The organism is Stenotrophomonas rhizophila, assembly GCF_007667275.1.
Classification (GTDB): Bacteria; Pseudomonadota; Gammaproteobacteria; order Xanthomonadales; family Xanthomonadaceae; genus Stenotrophomonas; species Stenotrophomonas maltophilia_AE.
On sequence record NZ_VDQT01000001.1, the window covers coordinates 1047145 to 1071718 of the forward strand.

The following is a 24574-nucleotide window of genomic DNA, read 5'->3' on the forward strand; positions in this document are numbered from 1 at the left end:
GCCATCACATGGCCGTCTGCTAAAATCGGCGGCTCATGTCACGCACTTCCTATCCCGCTCCGCCGCTGCCCCGTTCGGGCCAGCTCCGCGCCTGGTGGCGCGCTCCCGCATCGCCAACGGCACTGGCGTGGTACATCGCCCGTGCCGCTGATGTGCATGACGGGCCGCTGCTGGTCATCGCGCGCGACAACCATGGCGCCAACCAGATCGAGTCCGACCTGCGCACCCTGCTGGGCAGCGCGTCGGACCTGCCGGTGGTGGCCTTCCCGGATTGGGAAACGCTGCCCTACGACGCTTTCAGTCCGCACCCGGACATCATTTCGCAGCGCCTGGCCGCACTGCACCAGCTGCCCACGCTGCGCCGTGGCATCGTGGTGGTGCCGGTGCAGACCGTGCTGCAGCAGCTGGCCCCGCTCAAGTACATCATCGGCGGCAGTTTCGACCTGAAGGTCGGCCAGCGCCTGGACCTGGACGCTGAAAAGCGCCGGCTGGAAGCGGCGGCGTACCGCAACGTGCCGCAGGTGATGGACCCGGGCGATTTCGCCGTCCGCGGCGGCCTGCTCGATGTATTCCCGATGGGCGCCGACGCGCCGCTGCGGATCGAGCTGCTCGACGAAGACATCGATTCGATCCGCGCCTTCGACCCCGAAAGCCAGCGCTCGCTGGACAAGGTCGACGCCGTGCGCATGCTGCCCGGCCGCGAAGTGCCGCTGGACGAACTGAGCGTGTCGCGCGTGCTGGCCACCCTGCGCGAACGCTTCGACGTGGATACCCGGCGCAGCGCGCTGTACCAGGATCTCAAGTCCGGCCTCGCACCGGCGGGCGTGGAGTACTACCTGCCGCTGTTCTTCGACCAGACCGCAACCCTGTTCGACTACCTGCAGCCGAATGCGCTGCCGGTGATCGCCAACGGCGTGGGCGAAGCGGCGGCCTCGTTCTGGGCGCAGACCCAGAACCGCTACGAACAACGCCGGCACGACGTGGAGCGCCCGCTGCTGGCGCCCACCGAGCTGTATCTGAGCCCCGAGGCGCTCAACGCGCGCCTGAACACCCTGCCGCGCGTCGAAGTGTGGGGCGCCGACCACGCGCGCATCGACGAGGCCACGCCGCTCGGCGACCAGCCGCTGCCGCCGTTGCCGGTGGCCGCACGCGACGCGCCCGCCGGCGAAGCGCTGAAATCGTTCATCGGCCACTACCCCGGTCGCGTGCTGATCGCCGCCGACTCGCCGGGTCGCCGCGAAGCGCTGCTGGAAGTGCTGCAGGCGGCTGAGCTGAAGCCGCCGGTGGTGAGCGACCTGCCCACCTTCCTGGCCGACGACGCGCCGCGCTTTGCGATCACCGTGGCACCGCTGGAAGACGGCTTCGCGCTGGACACGCCCGCGCTGGCGGTACTGACCGAGCGCCAGCTGTTCCCCGAGCGTGCCGGTACCACCCGGCGCAGCCGACGGGTCGGGCGCGAGCCCGAAGCGATCATCCGTGACCTGGGTGAATTGACCGAAGGCGCACCCATCGTCCATGAAGACCATGGCGTGGGCCGTTACCGCGGGCTGATCGTGCTCGACGCCGGCGGCATGCCGGGCGAGTTCCTGGAAATCGAATACGCCAAGGGCGACCGGCTGTACGTGCCGGTGGCCCAGCTGCACCTGATCAGCCGCTATTCCGGTGCCTCGCCGGAAACCGCCCCGCTGCATTCGCTGGGCGGCGAGCAGTGGAGCAAGGCCAAACGCAAGGCCGCTGAAAAGGTCCGCGACGTGGCCGCCGAGCTGCTGGAAATCCAGGCCCGCCGACGCGCGCGCGCCGGCCTCGCGCTGCACGTGGACCGCGCGATGTACGAGCCGTTCGCGGCCGGCTTCCCGTTCGAGGAAACCCCGGACCAGATCGCCGCGATCGAAGCGACCCTGCGCGACCTGGCCAGCAGCCAGCCGATGGACCGCGTGGTCTGCGGCGACGTCGGCTTCGGCAAGACCGAAGTGGCGGTGCGCGCCGCGTTTGCCGCGGCCAGTGCCGGCAAGCAGGTGGCGGTGCTGGTACCGACCACTCTGCTGGCCGAACAGCACTACCGCAATTTCCGCGACCGCTTCGCCGACTGGCCGCTGCGGGTGGAAGTGCTGTCGCGCTTCAAGAGCACCAAAGAGATCAAGGCCGAGCTGGAGAAGGTCGCCGCCGGCACCATCGACGTGATCATCGGCACCCACCGCCTGCTGCAGCCGGACGTGAAGTTCAAGGACCTGGGCCTGGTGGTGGTGGACGAGGAGCAGCGTTTCGGCGTGCGCCAGAAGGAAGCGCTGAAGGCCATGCGCGCCAACGTGCACCTGCTGACCCTGACCGCCACCCCGATCCCGCGTACGCTCAACATGGCGATGGCGGGGCTGCGCGACCTGTCGATCATCGCCACCCCGCCGCCGAACCGGCTGGCGGTACAGACCTTCATCACCGCCTGGGACAACGCGCTGCTGCGCGAGGCGTTCCAGCGCGAACTGGCGCGCGGTGGCCAGCTGTATTTCCTGCACAACGACGTGGAAAGCATCGGCCGCATGCAGCGCGACCTGGCCGAGCTGGTGCCGGAGGCGCGCATCGGCATCGCCCATGGACAGATGCCCGAGCGCGAGCTGGAGCGGGTGATGCTGGACTTCCAGAAGCAGCGCTACAACGTGCTGCTGTCGACCACGATCATCGAATCGGGCATCGACATCCCCAACGCCAACACCATCATCATCAACCGCGCCGACCGCTTCGGCCTAGCCCAGCTGCACCAGCTGCGCGGCCGCGTCGGTCGTTCGCACCACCGCGCATACGCCTATCTGGTGGTGCCGGACAGGCGCGCGATGACGCCGGATGCGGAGAAGCGCCTGGAAGCGATCGCCTCCATGGACGAGCTCGGCGCCGGGTTCACCCTGGCCACCCACGACCTGGAAATCCGCGGTGCCGGCGAACTGCTGGGCGAGGACCAGAGCGGGCAGATGGCCGAGGTGGGCTTCAGCCTGTACACCGAACTGCTGGAACGTGCGGTGCGCAGCATCCGGCTGGGCAAGCTGCCCGACCTGGATGCCGGCGAAGAAATTCGCGGTGCCGAGGTGGAGCTGCATGTACCGGCGTTGATCCCGGACGACTACCTGCCCGACGTGCACACCCGCCTGACCCTGTACAAGCGCATCAGCAGCGCGCGCGACAGTGCCGAGCTGCGTGAGCTGCAGGTGGAGATGATCGACCGCTTCGGGCTGCTGCCGGATGCGGCCAAGCATCTGTTCGCGGTGGCCGAGCTGAAGCTGCAGTGCAATGCGCTGGGCATCCGCAAGCTGGAGCTGGGCGAGAGTGGTGGCCGCATCGTGTTCGAGGCGCAGCCGCGCATCGACCCGATGGCGGTGATCCAGATGATCCAGAAGCAGCCCAAGCTGTACATGATGGACGGCCCGGACAAGCTGCGCATCAAGGTGCCGCTGCCATTGCCCGAAGACCGCTTCAACGCGGCCAAGGCGTTGTTGACCACCTTGGCGCCGGGCTGACCGCCCCCGCGAAGGTAGAGCCGAAGGTAGAGCCGACTGTTAGTCGGCCACGCGGACCGGACCCGAGCGCGGACAGCAGCGGACTAACAGTCCGCTCTACCGTCCGCTCTACCTCGGACGCCGCTTGTACAAAAAAGGGCCCGGCATTGCCGGGCCCCTTCGATTACCAGATCACCACGCGCTTGTCGTCGGCGCGCACCATCGCGTCGCCCGGCTTGCACTCGAATGCCTGCGCGAACGCCGGCATGTTCGACGGCGCGCCGTTGGCACGGAAGTTCGCCGGTGCATGCGGGTCGGTGTTCAGGCGCACGCGCAGCTCGCCATCGGTGAAGTTGCGGCGCCACACCGTGGCCCAGTTCATGAAGAAGCGCTGGTCCTGGCTGTGGCCGTCGATGGCCACGTTGGCCTTCGGGTTTTCCTTCAACGCCATCTGCAGCGCGTCGTATGCCACGGTCAGGCCGCCGAGGTCACCGATGTTCTCGCCCAGGGTCAGCTTGCCCTTCACGTTGACGCCCGGCAGCGATTCGTAGCCGTCGAACTGCGCCACCAGCTGGTCGGTGCGGCCGGTGAAGGCCTTGCGGTCGGCGTCGGTCCACCAGTTGTCGAAGTTGCCGTTGGCGGCGAACTGGCTGCCCGAATCGTCGTAGCCGTGCATCATTTCGTGGCCGATGACCGCACCGATGCCGCCATAGTTCAGCGCCGGATCGGCCTTGGCGTCGAAGAACGGCGCCTGCAGGATCGCCGCCGGGAACACGATCTCGTTCTTGGTCGCGTTGTAGTAGGCGTTGACGGTCTGCGGGGTCATGCCCCACTCGGTCTTGTCGACCGGCTTGCCGATCTTGTTGAGCATGTAGCGGTAATTGAACGCGCGCGCGGCCTGCATGTTGCCCAGGTAGCTGTCGGCATTGGTTTCAAAGCCCGACCAGTCGCGCCACTTGTCCGGGTAGCCGATCTTCGGGGTGAAGCTGGCCCACTTCTCCAGTGCCTTCTTGCGGGTGTCTTCGCCCATCCATTCCAGCTTCTCCAGGCGCGCCTTCAGCGCCACCGAGAGATTCTCCACCAGGTGCTGCATCTGCTCCTTGGACTCGGCCGGGAACACCGCATCCACGTACAGCTGGCCGAGGCCTTCGCCGATCGAGGTGTTCACCGATTCCAGCACGCGCTTCCAGCGCGGCTGCATTTCCTTCTGCCCACGCAGCGTGGTGCCGTAGAAGTCGAAGTTGGCCTTTTCGAAGGCGCTGCTCAGGTACGGCGCAGCGTCATCGACGGTGTGGAAGCGCAGGTAGGCCTGCCAGGTGGAGGCCGGCACGTCGACCAGCATCTTGTCTACTTCGCTGAAGAAACCCGGCTGGGCCAGCGAGAACTTCTGCGCGGCCGGCACCTTCAGGGTGTCGAACAGCGCGGTCCAGCTGAAGTTCGGGGTCAGCTTGTCCGCTTCAGCGGCGCTGAGCGGGTTGTAGCGCTTGGCCGGGTCGCGCAGTTCGATGCGCGACAGCGAAGCCTTGGCCAGGCGGGTTTCGAAGTCCATCACGGCCTGGGCCTGGGTCTTGGCCTGGGCGGCATCGACGCCGGACAGGGTCAGCGCCTGCGCGATGTAGGCCACGTAGGCGTCGCGGATCTTGGCCTGCGATGCGTCGAAGTAGTAGCCCTTCTCCGGCAGGCCGAGGCCGCCCTGGCCGACGTAGGCGATGACGTTGCCCGAATCCTTGTAGTCGGCATTGGCGAACAGCGAGAACAGCACGCCCTGGCCCTGCGCCTGGCTGTCGCGCAGGTACTGGGTGATGGCGGCGGTGTCATTGAGCGCGGCGATCTTGTCCAGCTGCGGCTGCAGCGGGGCGATACCGGCCGCTTCGATCTTCGCTTCGTCCGAACCGGTCTTCCAGATGTCGCCGATCTTGGCTTCCACCGAGCCGGCCTTGGCCTGGCTGGCGGCCGCCTGCTGGACCAGTGCGTGCTGCACTTCCAGCGAGCGCTCGCGCAGGATCTCGAAGCTGCCCCAGGTGGTCTGGTCGTTCGGCACCGGGTTGGCCTTCAGCCACTTGCTGTTGACGAAGCCGTTGAGGTCGGTACACGCGGCGACGGCGGGATCCAGGTCAGCGCTGTTGAGCGAGATCAGCGGGGTCTTGATCTGCGACAGGTCGAACGCCGGCTTGGCGGCGTCGGCCTCGGCGGTGGCCGCCGCGGGGGTCTCGGTCTTGTTGCAGGCCGCCAGCGACATGGCGATGGCAACGGTCAGGCCCAGCGGGGCCAGCTTGGAAAACGTCATTCGACTCTCCGGCTACAGGGATGCATTGCCCGGATGGTGGGCAATCCACGAGCGTAGCGCGGTAGGAACGGTGACGGACCGGCCAAAGGTCACAGGCGTCGGCCAGGTGTACGTTGGACACGCGTGTCGTGTCCCTGCGCGGCATGCGGTGCGTCCCCACGCGGCACGGCAAGCCGGCCACGCGGGCGTTTCCCCGCGCGCTACGGTGCGGGTAGGGTCGGTTCCCGAACGACCGCCGTGGAAGGTTCCACGTCCGGTAACGCCTGACCCCCAAACGCAGCAAACGTACCGGCCAAAGGCCGGCACACCCGCGTTCGCCTCAGCGCGCCTTGCCCTGGTTCGCCACCGCTTCGGCGGCCTTGCGTGCCGCTTCCGGGTCGCCCAGGTAACGGAACGACTGCACGGTGAGGTCGTCGTTGAGCTCGAACAGCAGCGGAATGCCGGTCGGGATGTTGAGCTCCAGGATGGCTTCCTGCGAGACGTTGTTGAGGTACTTGTACAGCGCGCGCAGCGAGTTGCCGTGGGCGGTGACCAGCACGGTCTTGCCGTCCTTCAGCTGCGGGGCGATGGCATCGAACCAGTACGGCAGCACGCGCTCCAGCGTGGTCGCCAGCGATTCGGTGCCCGGCAGCGCGTTGCGGTCCAGGCCGGCATAACGGCGGTCGTGGATCGGGTGGCCCGGATCTTCGCGGTCCATCGCCGGCGGCGGAATGTCGTAGGAGCGGCGCCAGATCTTGACCTGGTCTTCGCCATGCTTCGCAGCGGTTTCAGCCTTGTCCAGGCCCTGCAGTCCACCGTAGTGGCGCTCGTTCAGGCGCCAGCTCTTGCTCACCGGCAGCCAGTCCTGGTCCAGCTCGGCCAGGGCCCCCTGGAGGGTGTGGATGGCGCGCTTGAGCACCGAGGTGTGCGCCACGTCGAACTGCAGCCCTTCCTCGCGCATCAGGCGGCCGGCGGCAGCGGCTTCGCGGCGGCCCTGCTCGGTCAGCTCCACGTCCACCCAACCGGTGAAGCGGTTGTCCAGGTTCCACTGGCTCTGGCCGTGGCGCAACAGTACGAGTTTCCGGGTCACTGCGGTTTCTCCGAGGGATGGCAAGGCAGGCTGCCATTGTAGCGGCAACCCCGTCGACCCTGCCCTGCCCCGGTCGGTTCAGGGATGCGGATGACCGTGGTGGCCCTGCGCATCATGGCCGTGCTCATGATGGGCGTGGCCCTGCGCAGCGGGCGTGCCGTCCCCGCAGTCATCGCCGCAGTGATCTGCCTCGATCTGCAGGGTCACATGGTCGATGCCGAATTCCTCGTGCAGCGCAGAACCCAGCCGGCGCCGCAGGGCATCCGCATCCACGCCCTCGTCGACCACCACGTGCGCGGTCAATGCCGGCGTGCTGGAGGCCAGCGCCCACACGTGCAGGTCGTGCACGTCCCGCACGCCCTCGTGCGCACACAGCCGCGCGCGCACCGCATCCACCTGGATGCCCTTGGGCACGCCTTCCAGCAGCACGTTGATCGCCTCGCGCATCAGCACCCAGGTGCGCGGCAGCACCCACAGCCCGATCAAGACCGCCAGGATCGGATCGATCAGTTTCCAGCCGGTCCAGCGGATCAGCAGCGCGCCGACGATCACCGCCACCGAACCCAGCATGTCCGCCCACACTTCCAGGTAGGCGCCTTTGACATTCAGGCTTTCACCGCTGCCGGCACGCAGCAGGCGCATCGAGACCAGGTTGATCAGCAGGCCGAAGGCCGCGATGACCAGCATGCCGGTGGACGCGATCTCCTGCGGCTGGCGGAACCGTGCCACCGCTTCCCACAGGATGTAGCCGGCCACCACGAACAGCAGGCCGCCGTTGACCATCGCGCCGAGCGCTTCCAGCCGCGCATAGCCGTACGTGCGGTGCGCATCGGGCGGGCGCCGGCTCAGGCGCACCGCCACCAGCGCGATCATCAGCGCCAGTGTGTCGGTGGCCATGTGCGCCGCGTCGGACAACAGCGCCAGGCTGTTGGTCCAGAACGCGCCCACCACCTCCACGAGGAGGAAGGTCGTGGTCAGGCCCAGCGCCCACCACAACGGTTTCTCGTGGCGGATCTCGCTGGGCAGGTGATCGTGGTCGTGGCCCATTCAACGGCTCCTGTGCAATGCGACACAGCCTACTGCGCGGCGTGCCGGGGAGACTATTACGTTGTTTATAACGTTGCACAGCACACGTGCGCCCCACCGCGCATCCCTCTAACGAGGGATTCGACACGCCGGCCCAGGTCAAATAATATTGATTCTCAATTACTTCACGCCCGCGTCGACGTCCCGATGCCCTCTTCGCCACCGCACTCCCCGACCGCGCCCACCGGGCGCCCTGCCCGCCGCGCGGCCCCCCGCGACCGTGGCAACGGCGTGCTGTGGGCACGCGGCGGACTCGCCCTGCTGGGCGGGTACGCAGTGGCCGCCAGCTGGGCGGCGGCCCTGGCGCGCCTGCTGCCGGGCAGCCTGGCGGACGCGGCGCTGGCCGCGACCATGGCGTCGTTCGTGATCTACACCCTGGCCGCGATCTGGTCCTACGCCGCGCGCAGCAGCGCACGCGCCGCCGTCGGCCTGGCCGTGGCGGCCACTCCGGCCGTGCTGCTGAGCCTGCTGCTGGGCGGGAGCGCGGCATGAGCCAGGGCTTCCGGCAGTCGCAGGCGGTACTGCACACCTGGTCCGGGCTGGTGGTCGGCTGGGTGCTGTACCTGATCTTCATCGCCGGTACCGCCAGCTACTGGCGGGTGGAACTGACCCGCTGGATGCAGCCGGAACTGGGCCTGCCGGCGAGCGCCGAGGTCGCGCTCGACCAGGCCCAGGCGTTCCTGGCCCGGACCGCGCCGGATGCCAGCCGCTGGTCGATCGAACTGCCCGGCAGCCGCGGCAACGCCACGTCGGTGCGCTGGCAGCCCAAGGACGCGCCGGAGCCGAAGCGCGGGCAGCCCAATCCATGGCAGGCCACCCTCGACGCCAGCGGCCAACCGGTGCAGGCGCGCGAAACGCGCGGCGGCGACTTCTTCTACCGCCTGCACTTCGACCTGCACTACGTGCCGGTGATCTGGGCGCGCTGGTTCGTGTGCTTCTGCACGATGTTCATGCTGGTGGCCATCGTCAGTGGCGTGATCACCCACAAGAAGATCTTCGCCGACTTCTTCACCCTGCGTCGTGGCAAGGGCCAGCGCAGCTGGCTGGACGGGCACAACGCGCTTGCGGTGCTGTCGCTGCCGTTCCACCTGATGATCACCTACACCGGTCTGATCACCCTGATGACCGTGTACATGCCGTGGGCGGTGAACGCCAACTACGGCGGGCGCGATGCCTTCTTCGCCGAGCTGTTCCCGCGCGAGGCCAAGGTCGAACCCAGCGGCCAGGCGGTGACGCCGCCGGCGCTGGCCGCGCTGCTGCCGGTGGCGGCGGCGCAGTGGGGCAACGGCCATGCCGCCTCGGTAGTGGTCGACCACCCCGGCGATGCCGCCATGCGCATCACCCTGCGTCGCGACAGCGGCGACCGCATTGCCGACAGCGGCGAACCGCTGCGCTTCGATGCGCAGGGCATGCTGCTGGGCGAGCCGCCGCTGCGATCGGCCACGGTGTACACCCGCGACGGCATGATCGGCATGCATGCCGGCCGCTTCGCGCCGGTGGTGATGCGTTGGCTGTTCTTCCTGTCCGGTGTCGCCGGCACCCTGATGGTGGCCAGCGGGCTGGTGCTGTGGACGGTGAAGCGCCGCGAGCAGCTGCCCGATCCATTGCAGCCGCCACGCGCCTTCCGCTTCGTTGAGCGCATGAACATCGCCTTCGTGGCCGGCCTGCCGGTGGCGATGCTGGCGTTCCTGTGGGGCAACCGATTGCTGCCGGAGGCACTGGCGCAGCGTTCCAAGGCGGAAATCAGCGTGTTCTTCGCGGCCTGGGCGCTGTGCGTGGTGCATGCCACGCTGCGCCAGCCGCGCCGCGCCTGGGTGGAGCAGCTGGCTACGGCTGCGGTACTGGCGCTGCTGCTGCCGGTCTTCAACATGCTGGCCTGGCACGGTGGGCTGTTCGCCGCGTTGGGCGCAGGCGACATGGCCAAGGGCGGTATCGACCTGGGCCTGCTGCTGATCGGCGCCGCACTGCTGTGGGTGGCGCGCCGGGTGCACCGGTACGTGCCCGCACAGCGCCGCGTGCGTGCGCCGCGCGGTGTCGCCGTGGTGACCACCGGGAGCGGCGCATGACCCTGCTCGCCCTGCTGCTGGCGCTGACCGGCTTCGCATGCCTGGCATTGGGCATGGACCGCCACCACCGCGATACGTTCGGCGCCCTGCCCGGCCCGCGCCAGAAGCGGCGCTTCAGGGCACTGGGATGGCTGGGTATCGCCGGCGCCGTGGCCTGCAGCCTGGCCGCGTGGGGCATCGCCTACGGCGTGGTGGCGGCCTTTGGCGTGCTGGCGGTCGGTGCGGCCGTTCCCCTGCTCTGGCTCAGCTACCGGACCGCGCCCAACGCGCGCCCATCGCCCCGCGCGCCGCGATCCCCCGATTCCTGATTCCCGCTCCTACCGAGGCCTGCATGTCCCGCTTTTCCCCCACTGGCGCCCCGCGCCGGAACCCCCTTGCGCTGTGCCTGGCGCTGGCCGCACTGCCGGCGCTGGCATCGGCCCAGGCCGTGACCACGCCCGACGGCGAAACGCCCAGGACCACCGAACTGGACAAGGTGCTGGTCACCCAGCGCACCGAGGGCTACCAGGTCTACGGCACCAACACCGCGACCAAGCTGCCGCTGACCCTGCGCGAAACCCCGCAGTCGCTGACCGTGTTCACCCGCCAGCGCATCGAGGACTTCAACCTCATCACCATCGCCGAAGTGCTGCAGCAGACGCCGGGCGTGACCGTGCAGTCCTACGACAGCAACCGCACCCTGTTCACCGCACGCGGCTTTGCGATCAACAACTTCATGTTCGACGGCGTACCGACCAACTACACCACCGGCGCGGGCGGCAACTCGATCCTGAGCGACACCTCGATCTACGAGCGCATCGAAATCGTGCGCGGCGCCAGTGGCCTGGTGACCGGCTCGGGCAATCCGTCGGCAACGGTCAACATGGTGCGCAAGCGCCCGACCGATACCTTCCAGGCCAGCACCAGCCTCAGTGCCGGCTCTTGGGATTACCGCCGCGCCGAAGTCGACGTGGGTGGCCCGTTGAGCGCCGGCGGCCGGGTCCGCGGCCGCTTCGTCGGCGCCTACACCGACAAGGAAAGCTGGGTGCGCTTCCAGCACGACACCTCGCCCAGCCTGTATGGCGTGATCGAAGCCGACCTGACCGACAGCACCCGCCTGCGCGGCGGCATCGACTACCTGGAGACCGAATCCGATGGCGGTGCCTGGAGCGCTTCCCCGCTGTACTTCCGCGACGGCAGCCGGGCGACGATGCCGCGCTCCTACAGCGCGGCGGCGCGCTGGAACGAATGGAACCGCGAGAGCACCAATTACTTCCTTACCCTGGAGCAGCAGTTCGGTGCGGGCTGGAGCGGTCGCCTGGCCTACAACCGCCGCAGCACCGACACCGACAGCCTGCTGCTGGCCGGTTCCAATACCGGCAACTGGGCCGACCCGGTCACCGGCCTGGGGCTGCGCATCGCCGATACCTACTCGGTCTCCGAAACCCGCGAAGATGCGTTCGACCTGTACGCCTCCGGCCCGTTCCAGCTGTTCGGCCGTTCGCATGAGCTGGTGGCCGGCATCAATCACTACGACCGCGACCTCGATACGATCCGCGCCGGCATCACCGCACGCCCGTACAACGTGGCCGCCTTCCCCAGCATCTTCAGCTGGGACGGCATCATCGGCAAACCGACCACGGTCAATTACGGCATCCCCTCCAGCACGGTCAACACCACTGAAACCGGCTACTACGCGGCGGTGCGCCTGAACCCGATGGATGACCTGAAGGTGATCGCGGGCGCGCGGTATTCCGACTACCGGACCACCACTGACAACTTCGACGTCAACGGCAACTTCACCAGCCGAAGCGCGCGCACCACCGCGCATGAGCCCACCCCCTACCTGGGGGTGATCTACGATCTCAACGCGAACGTCTCGGCATTCGCCAGCTATTCGGACGTGTTCCAGGCCACCGCGCTGCGCGACATCAACAACCAACTGCTCGACCCGGTGACCGGCGACAACTACGAATACGGGTTCAAGGGCGAGTTCTTCGGCGGCCGCCTGTACGGCGCGCTCAACGGCTTCTACATGAAGCAGGACAACGTGGCCACGCGCGACCCGGCCGGCGCCGACATCCTGCTGCCCGATGGCAGCGTGCCCTACATCGCCAGCAAGGGCGTTGAAACCAATGGCGCCGAGTTCGAGCTGTCCGGCTCGATCACCGACAACTGGAGCATGACCGGCGGCTACACCTATGCCTTCAGCACCAATCCGGACGGCAGCCGCTTCGCCAGCACCAGCCCGATGCACCTGGCCCGGTTCAACACCACTTACCGGCATGGCAACTGGATGGTGGGCGGCGGCTTCACCGTGCAGAGCGCGATCTACCAGCTGCAGCCGATTCCCACCGGTCGCTACACGGCGGCCGGCGCACCGATCACCGCCAACGGCCAGATGCGCCAGGGCGGTTACATGCTGTTCGACCTGATGGGCCGCTACCGGATCAACGACCACCTGAGCGTTGGCGTGACGGTGACCAACCTGTTCGACAAGGTGTATTACCGCAACGTCGGCTTCTTCAATTCGGGCTACTGGGGCGAGCCGCGGCGGGTGTTGTTCAACCTGCGCGCCGGTTTCTGACCGGCTCCCCCCACACCCATCGGGCATACCCGCCGGAGCGCCCGGCGGGTAGCATCTGGCAGGCGTGTCCCGTCCTGCTGGAGTTACGATGCTGCTTCCTGCCCGTTCCGCTGCCGTCCGCCTGATCCTGGCAGGGCTGGTCCTGCTTCCCCTTGTTGCCACTGCCCGCGAGGTACCGGCGCCGGCCGAACATGTGGAGGCCGATGGCCCCTACGTGTTCCTTACCCGCAACGGCCACCAGGCACAGTGGGTCTGCAACGACCACGTGGTGCAGCGCGACCTGCCCGCGCGCGGCGCCAGTACCGTGGTGCTGCCCGAATGCGGCTACCCGCACCCGGTGACCGTACTGCCGCCGCGCACGGCGCCGGTGGCGCGCCTGCCGGCCACCCCGCGCATCGTCGCGCTGTCGGACATCCACGGCCAGTACGGCCTGCTGGTGAAGCTGCTGCGCGCCCATCACGTGATCGACAACCAGGACCGCTGGGCGCTGGGCACTGCCAGCCTGGTGGTGGCCGGCGACGTGTTCGATCGTGGCCCGCAGGTCACCGAAGCGTTCTGGCTGCTGTACGGCCTGCAGCAGCAGGCGGCTGCCGCCGGCGGCGCGGTGCATTTCGTGCTCGGCAACCATGAAACCATGGTGCTGTACGACGACCTGCGCTACGTCAACCCGAAGTACCTCAAGAGCGCGCAGCTGCTTGGGCGCAGCTATCCGGCGCTGTATGGCGCCGATTCGGTGATCGGCCAATGGCTGCGCACCCGCCCGGTGCTGCTGCAGATCGGCGACACCCTGTTCCTGCATGGCGGCATCGCGCCGGAGAACCTGGACCTGGTGCGCGGGCTGGAGGCGACCAATGCGCTCTACCAGGCCTCGGTGGGCCTGCCCAAGGACGAGGTCAAGGCCGCGCCGGATACCGCGCGCCTGTTCGACGGCAAGACCAGCCCGATCTGGTACCGCGGCTATTTCGACGGGCGGATGGACACCGCGCAGGTCGACACCCTGCTGAAGCAGCTGGACCTCACGCGCATCGTGGTGGGCCACACCTCGATGCCGCACGTGAGCAGCTTCCATGGCGGGCGCGTCATCGCCATCGACAGCAGCATCAAGAACGGGGAGAACGGCGAGCTGCTGTTCATCGAGAACGGCGCGGTGAGCCGCGGGCTGCTGGATGGCTCGCGGGTGCCGTTGGCCGAGGGCGTCGCCGGCGAAAGCGACTGAACAACGGACGGGCAGCCACGCAGGGCGTGGCTCTACGCGTCCTGCGTGGCGGCCACCAGCGGACGGACGCGGGCCGGGCGGCTCGGGAAGGCGTGGCGCAGGATGCGCCACATCACCTGGCCGAACTGCTTCGGCAGCGAACCGGTGTTGTAGTGCTGGCCGTAGCGGGCGCAGATCTCCTTCACGTCCACGGCGATGGCCGCGTAGCGGTTGGCCGGCACGTCCGGGAAGAAATGGTGTTCGATCTGGTGGCTGAGGTTGCCGGTCATCAGGTTCATCACCTTGCCGCCGGCGATGTTCGACGAACCGCGCAGCTGGCGCAGGTACCAGTGGCCACGGCTTTCATCGCGCACGCATTCCTTCGGGAAGGTTTCCGCATCGGCAGTGAAATGCCCGCAGAAGATAACCACGTAGGTCCACACGTTGCGGATCACGTTGGCCACCACGTTGCCCAGCAGCACCGGCAGGAAGAACGGGCCGGCCAGCGCGGGGAACAGCAGGTAGTCCTTGAACATCTGCCTGCCCATCTTGCGGCCGACCGGGCGCGCCTGTGCCAGCAGCTGGCGGAAGGTGATCTTGCCGGCAAACCAGCGACCCAGGCGCAGGTCCTGTATCGCGATGCCCCACTCGAACAGCAGCGCGAACACCACCGCCACCACCGGCTGGGTCAGGTAGAACGGGCGCCAGCGCTGCTCCGGGAAGATCCGCAGCAGGCCGTAGCCGATATCGTCATCGAGGCCGCGCACGTTGGTATAGGTGTGATGGCGGAAGTTGTGGGTCTTGCGCCAGTTGTCGGCGGTACCAACGATGTCCCATTCGTAGCTGCTGCCCTGCAGCTGCGGATCGCCCATCCAGTCGTACTGGCCATGGATGACGTTGTGCGCCAGCTCCATGTTTTCCAGGATCTTGGACAGCGCCAGCAGCACCACGCCGGCAATCCACGCCGGGATCAGCACGCTGTGGACGAATGCACCCAGGAAAAGCAGCGCGCGGCCGGCCACGCCGGTCCAGCGCACGCCGGCCACCACGCGGCGGATGTAGCGCGCATCGGCCGCGCCCAGCGTGGCCAGGTGGCGCGCACGCAGCGCATCGAGCTCGGTACCGAACGCATCCAGTTCGGTGGCGGACAACACGCGGTTATGCACGGCAGGCATGCTCAGAGCTCCAGGATCAGGTCGGTGCTGGCGCTGTTCACGCACAGCTTCACTTGCGTGGCCGGTTCGGCCGCGTATTCGCCGGTCAGGGTGTGGCGGGTCACGCCACTGGCCTTGCCACAGACGCAGGTATTGCAGATGCCCATGCGGCAGCCACTGGCCGGGCGCAGCCCTTCGGCCTCCAGCGCCTGCAGCAGCGAGGTGCCGCGCGGCAGTTCCAGGGTGCGGCCGCTGCGGCGCAGCTCCACGCGCACGCTGCCGGTTTCTGCATCGGGCAGCACCGGCGGGGTGAAGGCTTCGGACTGCAGTTCAGCCACCTGGCCCTGCAGCCGCGCGCGGGCGGCGTCGACGAAACCGCCGGGGCCGCAGGCCATGACCTGCGCGCCGGATAGGTCGCCCAGCGCGCTGAAGTCATAGTCGCCCACCCGCGCGGCCGGCGCGGCGGGATCGCGGGTCAACGCCAGGTGCACGCGGAAACCGGGATGGCGGGCGGCAACATCTGCCAGTTCGTCGGCGAAGCACACCGCCTCGCGCTGCCGCGCCCAGTACACAAGGTCGAGCTGCACCGGCATGCCGGCGCTCTCCATCTGCCGCACCAGCGCGCGCATCGGGGTGATGCCGCTGCCGGCAGCCAGCAGCAGCACCCGCCCGGCAGGCACCGCCGGCAGGGTCATCCCGCCGAACGCCTGGCCCAGTTCGAACACGTCGCCCACCTGCGCATGCTGCGCCAGATGCTGGCTGACCCTGCCGCCGGCCACGGTCTTGACCGTGATCGCCAGGCAACCGTCATCCAGCACCGTCGGGCTGTAGCTGCGCGACAGGCGACGGCCATCGACCTCCACGCCGAGGTTGACGTGCTGGCCCGGCGCGACGCCACGGAAGTGCCGGTTGGGACGCAGCACCAGAGTGACCGCGTCGGCGCTGGCGGCATGCCGGGACACCAGGCGCGCCCGCGCGCGGCGCAGGGTCCACAGCGGATGCACCCTGCCCGCCCAGAAATCGAAAAGCTCCTCCGACACCCACTGGCGGGGCGAAAGGGAGGAACGGCGGGCGGCAGTACGAGGGAGTGCGCTCATGCCGCCACTATACGGGCGAGCATACAGCTGTGTATACACTTGTATATCGCCCGGACCGGCTATGATTCAGGGACTTGACTGTCTGGCCCCTGGATGACCCCGCCCGATTCGCACCTGACCGTCCCCGATGACGCCCTGCCGGCCCGCAAAGCCTCGATTTCGCGCGAGGACCTGCTGGCCGCCGCCCTGACCCTGATCGGCCCGCACCGCAGCGTGTCGACCCTGAGTCTGCGCGAGGTCGCCCGCGAAGCCGGCATCGCCCCGAATTCGTTCTACCGCCAGTTCCGCGACATGGACGAGCTGACCGTGGCCCTGATCGACCTGGCCGGTCGTTCGCTGCGCACCATCATCGGCGAGTCACGCCAGCGCGCCGCCTCGTCGGACCGCAGCGTGATCCGGCTGTCGGTGGAAACCTTCTTCGAGCAGCTGCGCGCCGACGACCGCCTGCTGCACGTGCTGCTGCGCGAAGGCAGCGCCGGCTCGGATGCGTTCAAGCAGGCGGTCGAGCGCGAGCTGAACTACTTCGAAGAAGAGCTCTGCGTCGACCTGGTCCGGTTGGCCCACGCGGACAATGGCGCGTTGTTGCATGAGCCGCACCTGGTGGCCAAGGCGATCACCCGCCTGGTGTTCGCCATGGGCGGCACCGCGCTGGACCAGCCGCCGGAACGCGACCCGGAAATGATCGAACAGACCGCGCAGATGCTGCGCATGATCATCACCGGGGCACGCACCATCGCAGGCTATCCGCCGACCCGGTGAGCCCGGTCCGGCGCGGGTGGTGACTGACCCCGTCATGGCGATGTGTCTTCCTGTGCCGCGGCATGCGGCGCAGCGTCGCGCGGGATGGACCTGATCGACAGACTCGACACTTCGCCATCCACCGGCCCCTCGTTCACCATCGTGTAAACGGAATCCCTGTAGTCGTAATCGAACGAGCGCACGCCGATGATCGGGTAGTCCTTGTGCACCCGGAAGCACGTGTTGGCGCCCTGCAGGTAATAGTCGGCGTACAGGCAGATTTCCTGGCCTGCCCGTGCATTGAGCCAGATCGCCGCGCGTGCCTGGTCATTTCCACATTGCTTGCCGGACAGCCACAGATTCACGTCCCTGTTCGGCTCGACCGGAATCGAACACATCAGGTCGGTCTGGCCGGCATCCCGATAGAGATTGAGCGTGCCTGGCCCGAACACCTGGTCGCCCAGCATCGAGAAGCTGGATATCTTGCCGTCCAGCGTGTGTCCGCCGTTGTAGCGCTGCAGCGCCCACTTCCCGTTCGGGTCCGTGTAGGAGCGCTCGAACGAGCCGACCGTCACCGGCGTCAGGATGTCATCCAGGACATTGATGAAGGCGTAGCCCTGGTTCTTCTGGTGATGCCAGTTCCCGAACAGGCGGATCTGCGTGCCCCGCTTCGCTTTCAGGATGCGCAGCGAACGGACCTCATCGTTGATGCAACCGTAGGATCCGGGGGCATTGAACGCCGGGTAGGGAATGGGCAGATGGCACAGGGTCTCCTGCGTGGCGTTGTTGCCTTCGTACATGATCAGGCGCGCGTCCCCGAAGTCCGGGTAAGGGAGGGTCGGCGACAGGGCAAGCGGGTAGTCGCCCACTTTGGTTTTGCTGCTGTGCTTCCGGCCCCGCTCCACCTTGTACACGGTGTAACGCTTGAGGTCGGGCCGGAATTCGACAATCAGGTAGGTCATGTTGAGCAGCGCGCCACTCTGGAACACCGGCACGGTTCCGAAGCTGCCCTCGGTGGAACTGGCCTTGCCCAGTTGCGTGTGGTGGTGCCCTGCGAACACGGCCTGCACGCCGTAATCCTGGATCAGGCGTTTGAACCGAGCCGAGGTTCCGCCAGGCCATTGGTCGCGACGATGCATGCTGAGGAAGACATAGCGGTTCCGCTTGCGCGCATCGTGCAGCACCCCTTCCAGCCATCGCACCGAACTGATCGCATAGAAGCTGGTCTTGTGGAGAATGCCGGTGGAAAAGCGCACGTTATACGTCGGCGAGTCATTGAGCTGCACGAAGGTGGCATTCGGACCGACATCGATGGAATACCCAAAGCTGCCGTAGTGTTCGGGCTCGTTGAAGTGATGATCCCAGAAGCGCGGCTGCAGTTCATAGGTCCAACCCAGCACGTCGCACACGCTGTCGCGTGCACATCCGTTGTTGGCGCAATCGTTGATGTTGTTGGCGTAGTCGTGGTTGCCCAGTCCCGGAAAGAAAAGCGGCGCACCCTTGGTCGGACCCAGCCTGCGGAAGAGCTCCTGCGTGGGCCTGCGCTCGCTGCCGTGCCCAAAGTCCGTCAGGTCGCCGTTGATCAGGACTGGAACCGCGCCATCCACCGACTGCCTGAACGACGAAATGTCATCCATGACTGTTGCCAGCCTCGACTTGGAGGCCCCCAGGCTGATGGATTCATTTCCCGAGTCATCGATCGTCCGCGGCAACTGAGGGTCGGAGGCGGCAACGAACCACGTCAACTGTGGAACATTCCACCCTGGAGCTGCGTAGTTCTTGTAGCTTTCAGTGGTTGTTTCGCTGCAGCCCGGGATGTGTCGTGGCGTGATTTCACCAGCGGAAACGGCCGTGCATGCCAGCAAGGCGGCACAACTCAATACAAGGCGCAGGGTATGCACGGGCAGCTCCCGATGGGGCAACGGCGAATCCACCGCCGCCCTGATCAACTCCCCCGATTTGATCCCCCGATGCCCCGGGATGCTGTTACTGCACCGGTTAGCTGGATGTGAAACCAGTGGCGGTACTGACGGAGATGAAAAAGGGCCGACATCACGTCGGCCCTTCCGTCTGTTCCCTGCCGTCAACCGGCTTTAACGGCGATAACACTGACGCTCGACCACGCGGTCGCCGGTCTTGTTCTGATGATTGCCCTGGATCTGGCGACCGGCCGCGCCGCCGGCGACGGCACCCGCTACCGTGGCGAGTTTCTTGCCGTTGCCGCCGCCCACCTGGTTGCCGAGCAACCCACCGACAACCGCGCCCGTGGCGGTGCCGGCAATGCGGTTCGGGTCGCGGCTGTTGCGCTGCACTTCGACGTTCTTGCAGACCACCTTGGTGCCGTCGTTGAAGCGACGCCCTTCATCCTTCGGCCCGTAGGTCTGGGCGCTGGCGCTGAACACCGATGCCATCAGGGCGGCTGCACACAGCACGTTCCGGGTAGAGAGATTCATGGTGGTTTCCTCGCTTCATGACGTGGCGCCAGTGTCAGCGCAACGTAGGGAACCCCCCGTGAAAAACCGTCGACGCGGCGTCAATGCCGGACCTCCCGTTCAGCCTGCGGCAATGCCCGCCCAACCTTCCAAGGTCAGTGCTTGGCCACCGCATACTTCTTCTCACCGGCCAGCACCGCCAGCCGCGTGCGGTGTCCCCCGGTATCCAGCTGTGCGAGCCGGTTCTCCGGTGGCGGCAAGGGGCAGGTAGCGAAGTCGGTGTAAGCACAGGGCGGGTTGTAGGCACGATTGAAGTCCAGCACGACCGTGCCGTCCGCGGCGACCGGTTCGGTGTGCAGGTAGCGCCCTACCCCGTAGGTGAGCTGGCCGGTACTCTGGTCCTGGAACATCAGGTTCAAGCCTTTCGCGGGGTCGCCCAGCGCCTCCAGCTGCCACTGGCGACCCTCCTTCTCGAACACCACGTAGCCCGGATTGGGGTTCTCGGCGATCTCGCCCAACACGTTCACGATCGGCAGCGTCTTGCCTGCAGGGTGTGGAACGAACTTCGCCTGCACGCGCCAGTCTTCATTGGCCGGGAAGAAATCCAGGCCCGCGAAGTCGCGGCGCGCCGGTGCGTCGGCGTGTCGCACCCGCAAGGCCAGCCGCTCACCGCGCTTGATCGCGGTGATCTGGCCCTTGCCCTGGTCGTAGGACAGCCTGGTGCCGCCGCCCGCCCCTTCCGTGTCCAACCGCACTTCATGCAGCAGCGGCTTGCCATCCACCGTGATCGGCACGCCTTCGGCGGGCTGGAAGTACAGGCCATCGGCGCGCTGCTCCACCTGGCCCAACCGGTCCGGTGCGATGGACAGGTGGATGGCATTGCCTTCGCCGCCGCCCACGCTGCGCCGTCCGGCTTCGATCCAATGCAGTCCGATCAGGCTGGTCCAGCCATCGGGCCTGCCCAGGTCTGCCGCCCGCTCCCGAACCCACTCGGCATGCTCGGTTGCGAACGCCGCTGCCGTGGGCGCGACGGCGGCGGAATCGACCGCGCGCCCGTCCTGCGAACTGCAGGCCGCTGCGAGCAGGCTCGCCGTCATCAAGCAGACAAGGGTGCGTGTCTTCATATCGATCACCATTCTTTGGACAGGCCGAGGTAGAGGTAACGTCCGTAGGTTTCGTGCAGCGCACTCAGGTAGTTTCCGGTGGCACTCAGTGGCGGCTCCTCATCGAACAGGTTGCGCGCGCCCACCTCCACCGCCGTGCCACTGAGCCGCCCGTGGTTGAAGGCCTTCCGCACCGACAGCGTCCAGCGCTGGGTGGACCCGACCACGTACGGTCGGCGATCGGCATAGGCGCCGGCAGTGACGCTGCCGATGTAGTCGTCGCGCAGGCGCACCGTCCAGTCCTGCAGGTTCCAGATGAGGGTGGCACTGCCGCGCCACTCCGGCTTGGCGCCGTTGAGGCCCACCTCGTTCGCCGCCCCGAGGCCGGGCGCGATGATGTTCAGCAGCCCACTGTCGATCGCCGCCGCCACCTGGCGGATCTCGGCCGGTTTCTGCTGGGTGTATTCCCGCAGCTGGCTGGCACTGACCAGGAAGGCGAGATTCCCCCACGCCGTGTCCGGCGAGCGCCAGCTGAGGTTGTAGTCCACGCCCGACGCGGTCAGCGGGCTGCGGTTCTGGTATCGGTTGTAGATGTGGGTCACCACGCCAGCGGGCGCGATCCCCGAGCCTTCGAACTGCGCGACGTCCTCCGCGGTCACCGCGGCGCGCACCACGTTCGGGTTGCTGCTGCCTTCCACGACGCGCAGGTACGCGTCATACAGCAGCTCTTCGCCCAGGGTGTTGATCGGGTTCTCGACCTCCACCCGCCACGCATCCACGCTGAGGCTGATCGCGCCCAGCCGCTCCGGCAGGAACTGCGGCTCGAACACCGCACCCCACGACGACTGCCGGGTGGTTTCCGGCTCCACGTCCTTTCCGTACGAGGTCACCGCGCTGACCGACGGCTTGACCGACGAGCCACTGCTGAACGCATTCAAGCAGGCGCTGTAATCGGGCTGCGCCCCCTTGACGATCAGCGCGTGGCAGCGGATGGCATCGTTGTTGAAGCCGAACCCATAGGTCGGCGGTGAGTTCACCAGTTCCAGGCCCGGCGCACGGAACCCGCCGCTCACCGAGCCGCGCAGCAGCACGCTGTCATTGACCTTCCAGGCCGCGGCGAGCTTCGGCTTGGCCACCCTGCCGGCGTCGCTGTAATCCTCCCAGCGGCCGGCAAGCTGGATATCCAGCGACTGCACCAGCGGTATGTCCTGCGCGGGCGAGACCAGCGGCACCGCGAACTCGATCAGTGCCGACTTTACGTTGCGGCTGCCACGCACGTCCGGGCGCGGGCTGTGGGTGAAGAAGTTGCTGGCCGCCACGGTCCCGGTGTACCAGTCCGTGTAGGGACGGCTGCCATCGATGTTCTCGTCGCGGTCATCGGCGCGGCTTTCATAGCGGTACTCCACGCCCGCGGCCATGCCAATGTCACCGGCGTACCAGCTGAACAGGTCGGGGCGGTTGACCTTGAAGTCCCACAGCGCCAGCTCGGCGGTACCTTCGCGGGTGGCCTCGCCAATGAATGTGGACGTGTCGTAGGGCGTGGCGTCGCCTACCCGGATGCTGGCCGGGTCACCGCCACTGAACGGATTGTAGGCGCCGGCGTCGGTGCGGTTCACCGCCGCGATGAAGGCATCGGTCAGACCGCCCTGCTGCGTGTCCGTGCTGCGCGCACGCGAGTACAGCAGCGCGCTTTCCCAGTTCCAGCCGCCCACGGTCCAGCCACGCACGCCCAGCAGCACCCGCGACTGGTCGTTGTCCACTTTTACTTTGCGGATGCCCGAGTCCGCGAACTGGTAGTTGAGCAGCCGGATCGCCTCCGCACCGCGCAGCGATGCCGGCACCCAGTACGCATCCGGGCGGATATGCAGCAGGAACCCATCCCCACCGAAGCCCGACTCGCTGCTCACCCAGGACTCGGAGCTGGCACGGTAGTAGGCCAGTTCACCGAACAGCTCCACGCTGTCGGTGAGATCGAAACGACCGCTGGCGAACACATTTCCCTTGCGGATCGCCGGCGACGTGGTGATGCCCGGTTCGGCTGCCGAATCATAGTGGTAGCGCGTCGGCACCGTGCCGCTGCTCAACGCGCCGGTAGCCGGATTGACGTACCAGCTGCCGGTGCGTCGCCCGCCGGCATAGGTTTCGAAATGTCCCCACGGGGTGCGCGTGCTGAAGCCGGAGGTACCGTTCGGATCCGGCACGCTGGTACCGTCGCCCACCGCACGGCGGCCGTCGGTAGCGGTGAACCAGGCATCGGAATTTAGCTGTGAGGTGCGCCTGGAGAACCCGTAGAGCACGGACACATTGCCGCGGCCCTGGGCGAAGTCGCTGCCGAAGTAGCCGTCCAGGGAAACGTCTTCGCGGTGGCCGTCGGTCACCTTGCCGTAGTTGAGCTTGATGCCGCCCCCGTTTTCCAGGTTGCTCGGCATCACCAGGTCGACCACCCCGGCGACAGCGTCGGACCCATAGATGGACGCCGCGCCATCCAGCAACAGGTTGACCCGCTCCAGCCCGAACACCGGGATCGCATTGGCGTTGTAGGTGGTCTCATCGCCACTGTTGCTGATCGGGTGCTGCACCGTGCGGCGGCCGTTGACCAGCAGCAGGGTGTATTTAGCGCCCAGGTTGCGCAGGTTGATCGAGCCGACGTCACCGCGCGCCACGTTGGAATTACGCCCGGCGTTGGTGGTGCCCTTCTCGGTGACGGCGACATCGCCGAACTGCGGCAGGCTGCGGAACAGCTCGTTGCCGTTGGTCGCGCCGGTGGCATCGATCTGCTCGCGGTCCACCGCGACCACCGGCAGCGCCGCCTGCGCGCCGCCGCCGGCGATCTGCGAGCCGAGCACCGACACCCGGTCCAGCGTGCGCGCATTGGACGTTTGCGTCCGCGAGGCGGCGTCGTCGGCCTCCTCGGCGGCCTCTACGGCTTCCGCGCCCTCTGCGCTTTCCGCCGCCGCCCCGGCCGGGGCGAGCAGCGTGCACAGGGCGAGCGCCAGGTGACTGCGCCGCCAACCGTTGGCATGGCGCGCGGGGCGCACCGGCTGGCGCTTACTGCGCTGCGTCTGCATACGCCCCTCGCACGATGCTGCCTTCCAGCTTCTGCTCGTCCTTGACCAGGTTGTACAGCGGGCAGGTCGCTTCCACCGACTGGCGCAGTGCGTCGATGTCCTGCTCCGACGCGGGCGATTCGATCCGCACCTTGTAGCGAATGCCGCTGTAGCGCGCCGGCGAGTTGACGTTGCTGCCGAAGCGCGGGCTCACCTGGCCGTCGACGGTCAGCTCCAGCGCATCCAGCAGCACGTTCCGCGACGCCGCCTGGACTTCGAAGATATGGGTCAGGCAGGTACCGGTCACGCCAAGCAGGTGTTCCTCCACCGTGGGCGCCAGACCGTATCCGAGCAGCCCGGGTGCGCTGTCGTGCAGCTGCTGGTGGTAGCCGTCCTTGCCCAGGAATATGCGGCGCAGGCCGGTGTGCGGTTCGACGTGGGCGCGGGCCACCAGCGTCTCCGGCTCGGCCGGGCGGGCCTTGCCAGCGGCCGGTTTCACCTGGCGGGCGAGCACTGCCGGGCGTTTTTCCTCGGTGATGAAGTCGCGCAGGCCCGGCGGCTGCTTCGGGTCGCGTTGGGCAGCACTGTGGTGATACTCCACCTCGGCATGGCTGACCTGTTGCGGCCGGGTGACCAGGTCGATCGCCGAGGAGTTCTCATGCACGGCGCGCTTGAGGGTCTGCAGCTGTGCGTCGGTAGCCGGTGAATCGATATAGGCCACGTAGGACAGGTTGTTGGGGTAGGCCAGGGTGTCGCTCTTGCGCTCGGGAATACTGGTGAACACCACGTCCAGCCCATCCAGCGGCACGTTCTGCACCGCCGCCTGCACGATGTATTCGTCGGCCACGGCGCTGGCCAGCGTGCCTACGAGCGAATCCCAGGAGCCCGCACCGAGGTTGTAGCCGGCGTAGTTGCGGCCGCTGTCGCTTATGTACTGGAACTCCCCCGTCGGCCCGATGCGCAGGCGTCGCACGCCCGAGCGGCTTTCGGCGGTGACCTTCGCATGGATTGGCGTGGCCGCAGCCGGCTGCGCAGACTGCGCCTGGATCGCGGCGCGCTTGTCTGCCAGGTAGGTCCGCAGTGGCGAGTCCGTGCCCTCCGCCGGGAGGGCGACCGGAGAGGCCAGCAGGAGGAAGGCAGACAGCACGGTGGCGCCGACAAGCTTGGACGACGGCATGGATCGGACGATGGACATTGGCGAGCGGCCTCGGGGGGATCGTGAACAGAAGCCCACTCTTCCACGTCGCCGCGC

The 24574-nt window shown here is 67.4% G+C and carries 17 protein-coding genes; 7 read left to right on the forward strand and 10 right to left on the reverse strand.

What is annotated here, in order from left to right:
- Positions 1 to 35: 35 nt before the first annotated feature.
- Entirely contained in the window at positions 36 to 3503 is a 3468-nt protein-coding gene (gene mfd, locus FSZ13_RS04525) for a transcription-repair coupling factor (protein ID WP_145478201.1), read from the forward strand.
- 163 nt (positions 3504 to 3666) lie between these two features.
- Here the strand turns inward: mfd and FSZ13_RS04530 are convergent, their stop codons facing one another.
- From FSZ13_RS04530 to FSZ13_RS04540, 3 genes are all read right to left on the reverse strand, one after another.
- The gene (locus tag FSZ13_RS04530; protein ID WP_145478202.1) at positions 3667 to 5769 is read right to left on the reverse strand and encodes a M13 family metallopeptidase; all 2103 of its coding nucleotides are present in this window, start codon (positions 5767 to 5769) and stop codon (positions 3667 to 3669) included.
- Between the two features lie 319 nt (positions 5770 to 6088).
- On the reverse strand, positions 6089 to 6838 hold the full coding sequence (gene gpmA, locus FSZ13_RS04535; protein WP_145478203.1) for a 2,3-diphosphoglycerate-dependent phosphoglycerate mutase: 750 nt from the start codon (positions 6836 to 6838) through the stop codon (positions 6089 to 6091).
- 78 nt (positions 6839 to 6916) lie between these two features.
- Entirely contained in the window at positions 6917 to 7885 is a 969-nt protein-coding gene (locus FSZ13_RS04540) for a cation diffusion facilitator family transporter (RefSeq protein ID WP_145478204.1), read from the reverse strand.
- A 186-nt stretch (positions 7886 to 8071) separates the two neighbouring features.
- Between FSZ13_RS04540 and FSZ13_RS04545 the strand changes: the two genes are divergently transcribed.
- The 5 genes from FSZ13_RS04545 to FSZ13_RS04565 all read left to right on the forward strand — a co-directional run bounded on the left by FSZ13_RS04545 (position 8072) and on the right by FSZ13_RS04565 (position 13772).
- Positions 8072 to 8416, forward strand: coding sequence for a hypothetical protein (locus FSZ13_RS04545; RefSeq protein WP_222116590.1), 345 nt, complete (start codon positions 8072 to 8074; stop codon positions 8414 to 8416).
- On the forward strand, positions 8413 to 9990 hold the full coding sequence (locus FSZ13_RS04550) for a PepSY-associated TM helix domain-containing protein (RefSeq protein WP_145478205.1): 1578 nt from the start codon (positions 8413 to 8415) through the stop codon (positions 9988 to 9990). Before FSZ13_RS04545 ends, FSZ13_RS04550 begins: the two co-directional genes overlap by 4 nt.
- Positions 9987 to 10298, forward strand: coding sequence for a DUF3325 domain-containing protein (locus FSZ13_RS04555; protein WP_145478206.1), 312 nt, complete (start codon positions 9987 to 9989; stop codon positions 10296 to 10298). Before FSZ13_RS04550 ends, FSZ13_RS04555 begins: the two co-directional genes overlap by 4 nt.
- 23 nt (positions 10299 to 10321) lie before the next feature.
- A complete protein-coding gene (locus tag FSZ13_RS04560) occupies positions 10322 to 12556 on the forward strand; it encodes a TonB-dependent siderophore receptor (RefSeq protein WP_145478207.1) in 2235 nt (744 codons plus the stop codon).
- An 88-nt stretch (positions 12557 to 12644) separates the two neighbouring features.
- Complete coding sequence (locus FSZ13_RS04565) at positions 12645 to 13772, forward strand: metallophosphoesterase (RefSeq protein ID WP_145478208.1); 1128 nt, start codon at positions 12645 to 12647, stop codon at positions 13770 to 13772.
- A gap of 32 nt (positions 13773 to 13804) precedes the next feature.
- Here FSZ13_RS04565 and FSZ13_RS04570 read toward each other — a convergent pair whose 3' ends face one another.
- Positions 13805 to 14926 carry a fatty acid desaturase family protein gene (locus FSZ13_RS04570; RefSeq protein WP_145478209.1) on the reverse strand — a complete coding sequence of 374 codons (1122 nt, stop codon included), beginning with the start codon at positions 14924 to 14926 and terminating at the stop codon, positions 13805 to 13807.
- A 2-nt stretch (positions 14927 to 14928) separates the two neighbouring features.
- Entirely contained in the window at positions 14929 to 16002 is a 1074-nt protein-coding gene (locus tag FSZ13_RS04575; protein ID WP_145478210.1) for a ferredoxin reductase, read from the reverse strand.
- A gap of 93 nt (positions 16003 to 16095) precedes the next feature.
- On the opposite strand from FSZ13_RS04575, the gene fabR reads away from it, so the two are divergent.
- Positions 16096 to 16761: an HTH-type transcriptional repressor FabR gene (gene fabR, locus FSZ13_RS04580; protein ID WP_145478211.1), complete on the forward strand. Its 666-nt coding sequence runs from the start codon at positions 16096 to 16098 to the stop codon at positions 16759 to 16761.
- Between the two features lie 32 nt (positions 16762 to 16793).
- Here fabR and FSZ13_RS04585 read toward each other — a convergent pair whose 3' ends face one another.
- The 5 genes from FSZ13_RS04585 to FSZ13_RS04605 all read right to left on the reverse strand — a co-directional run bounded on the left by FSZ13_RS04585 (position 16794) and on the right by FSZ13_RS04605 (position 24499).
- Entirely contained in the window at positions 16794 to 18641 is a 1848-nt protein-coding gene (locus tag FSZ13_RS04585) for a metallophosphoesterase family protein (RefSeq protein WP_186308835.1), read from the reverse strand.
- A 192-nt stretch (positions 18642 to 18833) separates the two neighbouring features.
- On the reverse strand, positions 18834 to 19193 hold the full coding sequence (locus FSZ13_RS04590) for a glycine zipper 2TM domain-containing protein (protein ID WP_145478213.1): 360 nt from the start codon (positions 19191 to 19193) through the stop codon (positions 18834 to 18836).
- 134 nt (positions 19194 to 19327) lie between these two features.
- Positions 19328 to 20296: a DUF1684 domain-containing protein gene (locus FSZ13_RS04595; RefSeq protein WP_145478214.1), complete on the reverse strand. Its 969-nt coding sequence runs from the start codon at positions 20294 to 20296 to the stop codon at positions 19328 to 19330.
- Positions 20297 to 20301: 5 nt separating this feature from the next.
- Entirely contained in the window at positions 20302 to 23343 is a 3042-nt protein-coding gene (locus FSZ13_RS04600) for a TonB-dependent receptor domain-containing protein (protein WP_145478215.1), read from the reverse strand.
- Positions 23324 to 24499: an OsmC family protein gene (locus FSZ13_RS04605; RefSeq protein ID WP_145478216.1), complete on the reverse strand. Its 1176-nt coding sequence runs from the start codon at positions 24497 to 24499 to the stop codon at positions 23324 to 23326. Before FSZ13_RS04605 ends, FSZ13_RS04600 begins: the two co-directional genes overlap by 20 nt.
- Between the last annotated feature and the right edge of the window lie 75 nt (positions 24500 to 24574).

Bases quoted from the DNA above. Each gene is read 5' to 3' on its own strand.
- FSZ13_RS04590 (WP_145478213.1), bottom strand. From the start codon at position 19,193: ATGAATCTCTCTACCCGGAACGTGCTGTGTGCAGCCGCCCTGATGGCA.
- FSZ13_RS04545 (WP_222116590.1), top strand. From the start codon at position 8,072: ATGCCCTCTTCGCCACCGCACTCCCCGACCGCGCCCACCGGGCGCCCT.
- FSZ13_RS04575 (WP_145478210.1), bottom strand. From the start codon at position 16,002: ATGAGCGCACTCCCTCGTACTGCCGCCCGCCGTTCCTCCCTTTCGCCC.
- FSZ13_RS04530 (WP_145478202.1), bottom strand. From the start codon at position 5,769: ATGACGTTTTCCAAGCTGGCCCCGCTGGGCCTGACCGTTGCCATCGCC.
- FSZ13_RS04600 (WP_145478215.1), bottom strand. From the start codon at position 23,343: ATGCAGACGCAGCGCAGTAAGCGCCAGCCGGTGCGCCCCGCGCGCCAT.
- FSZ13_RS04605 (WP_145478216.1), bottom strand. From the start codon at position 24,499: ATGCCGTCGTCCAAGCTTGTCGGCGCCACCGTGCTGTCTGCCTTCCTC.
- FSZ13_RS04540 (WP_145478204.1), bottom strand. From the start codon at position 7,885: ATGGGCCACGACCACGATCACCTGCCCAGCGAGATCCGCCACGAGAAA.
- FSZ13_RS04595 (WP_145478214.1), bottom strand. From the start codon at position 20,296: ATGAAGACACGCACCCTTGTCTGCTTGATGACGGCGAGCCTGCTCGCA.
- FSZ13_RS04560 (WP_145478207.1), top strand. From the start codon at position 10,322: ATGTCCCGCTTTTCCCCCACTGGCGCCCCGCGCCGGAACCCCCTTGCG.
- FSZ13_RS04550 (WP_145478205.1), top strand. From the start codon at position 8,413: ATGAGCCAGGGCTTCCGGCAGTCGCAGGCGGTACTGCACACCTGGTCC.
- FSZ13_RS04555 (WP_145478206.1), top strand. From the start codon at position 9,987: ATGACCCTGCTCGCCCTGCTGCTGGCGCTGACCGGCTTCGCATGCCTG.
- fabR (WP_145478211.1), top strand. From the start codon at position 16,096: ATGACCCCGCCCGATTCGCACCTGACCGTCCCCGATGACGCCCTGCCG.
- FSZ13_RS04570 (WP_145478209.1), bottom strand. From the start codon at position 14,926: ATGCCTGCCGTGCATAACCGCGTGTTGTCCGCCACCGAACTGGATGCG.
- FSZ13_RS04565 (WP_145478208.1), top strand. From the start codon at position 12,645: ATGCTGCTTCCTGCCCGTTCCGCTGCCGTCCGCCTGATCCTGGCAGGG.
- mfd (WP_145478201.1), top strand. From the start codon at position 36: ATGTCACGCACTTCCTATCCCGCTCCGCCGCTGCCCCGTTCGGGCCAG.